This window comes from Frankia sp. CeRuru1 (assembly GCF_977966315.1).
In genome coordinates this window covers 1-1,856 of record NZ_CDWWEW010000476.1, presented here as the reverse complement: position 1 = coordinate 1,856, position 1,856 = coordinate 1, and the positions used below count along the sequence as shown (strand labels likewise).

The following is a 1,856-nucleotide window of genomic DNA, read 5'->3' as shown; positions in this document are numbered from 1 at the left end:
GGTCGCCGCTGCCGCGGCGATCCTCATCGGCACGGCGCTTCCCGCGAGCGCCGCGACAGCGGACACCACGGTGACCCTGACCCTCACCGGAGGGGCCGTGAGCATCACGGCTCCGGCAACCGCCGCCCTCACCGGCACGATCGGCACGACACCCGTCTCCGGCCAGCTCGGGCAGGTTCAGGTCACCGACACCCAGGGCACGACGGCACCGAACTGGGTGGTGAGTGTCTCGACCACCAACTTCAACGCCCCGCAGGGATCCGGTATCGCCCCGATCCCTGCCACCGGGATTCACTACGACCCGGGGACGGTCACCCGGGTGAACAACACGGGGGACGCTACCCCCGTGACCTTCACCGGGGAGTTCCAGCCCCTCCAGACGGTGACGGCGACCAGCGGGCCGGGTACCAACTCGGCGACGTGGAACCCCACGCTGACGGTCGACATCCCGACCACCGCCGTCGTCGGTACCTACACCGCCACGATCACCCACTCGACGGTGCCGTGATCGAGGTCGCGGGATGAGGAGAGGCGCCTTTCTCGGTGCCCTCGCGGTGGTGGTCGGGATACTCTTCCCGACCACCACCGTTTCCGCTGCGTCGGCTGCCTCCCGGAAGGGAACCGTCCGCACCGAGGGGACCTTCGGGATCCGGCTGGCCGAGGTCACCGCGGCCCTGACGCGTGATCCCCGAGCCAAGCAGTACATCGTCGACCACCTCAAACCGGGCGCCACGATGCACCGCCGGGTGCAGGTCGTGAACAACACCGACGGCCCGATGCGGATCGAGCTGTATCCGGGGGCCGCGAACCTGGGGGACAGCGCGTTCCACTTCGCCGAGGGGCGGACGCCGAACGAGCTGACCACCTGGACGAGCCTGGACCGGCCGGTGGTCGACGTCGCCGCGCACTCCCGGGAGACGGCGACCGTCGCCATCGATATACCGCGGGACGCCTCGCCGGGGGAACACTACGGCGTGCTCTGGGCCCAGGCGGGCAGCCCGGCCCCCGAGGACAGCGGGGTACAGATGGTCAACCGGGTCGGGATCCGGATGTACCTGGACATCGGCCCCGGCGGTCCGCCGGCCGCCGACTTCACGATCGCCGCGCTCACCGCGAAACGCCTGCTCGACGGGCGGTTGGCGATCAGCACGGAGATCCGCAACACCGGTGGCCGGGCGCTGGACATGTCCGGTGAGCTGACACTGACCGACGGGCCCGGCGGCCTGCGGGCCGGTCCGTTCCCGGCGAACCTCGGGACGACGGCGGCCCCCGGGGAGGTCAGCCCGGTCTCGTTCGCGCTTGACGGGCAGATGCCCGCCGGGCCGTGGACCGCCACGGTGACGTTGCGCAGCGGGCTGGTGGAACGGACCGCCACGGCGGTCATCCGCTTCCCCGACCGTCGCGGCGCGTCCGAGCGGGTCGCGGTGAAGACGACGTCGACCCGGCGGGTGGCCGTGACATCCGCGGCCGTCACCGGCGGGTCCCTGTTCGTCCTGGGCACGTTGTTCTCGCTGGGGCGCCGATGGCGGCGTCGCCGGGCCCCGGGGCGTGACGTGCCGGATGGCGCCGGGGAGCGGTCCGCACCGGAGCGGGAGAACGGGCCTTGACCGGAGCCGGGGAGCGGTCCTAACCGGAGCAGGAGTCGGTGTAGGGGAGGCGGGGAATGAGCCGGCTCCATTCGGCCGGGCTCAGGGCCGCGCCCGGCCTGGCGCAGGCCAGCCGGCGCAGCCTGGCCGGGTCGAGCGTCCCGAGGAGGACCGACCCCTTGCCGGTGGTCAGCGCGACGGTCTCGGTGCCGGTCTTGGTGCCGGTCACGGCCACCGCTCGGGCGGGTGCGTCCAGGACGCCCAGGGGGG

Annotated in this window: 3 protein-coding genes; 2 read left to right on the top strand and 1 reads right to left on the bottom strand. The window is 72.6% G+C overall.

The genetic code is table 11. The features are described 5' to 3' along the window. Nucleotides 1-508: hypothetical protein (locus tag AC08OP_RS22990; RefSeq protein WP_476616078.1), on the top strand; the 508-nt coding region annotated here is incomplete at its 5' end. Between the two features lie 13 nt (nt 509-521). Beyond that, nucleotides 522-1,607, top strand: a complete 1,086-nt coding sequence (locus AC08OP_RS22985) for a hypothetical protein (RefSeq protein ID WP_476616077.1) — start codon at nt 522-524, stop codon at nt 1,605-1,607. Nucleotides 1,608-1,626: 19 nt separating this feature from the next. Here AC08OP_RS22985 and AC08OP_RS22980 read toward each other — a convergent pair. Continuing rightward, nucleotides 1,627-1,856 (bottom strand): hypothetical protein (locus tag AC08OP_RS22980; protein WP_476616076.1); only part of this gene is annotated, 230 nt, incomplete at its 5' end.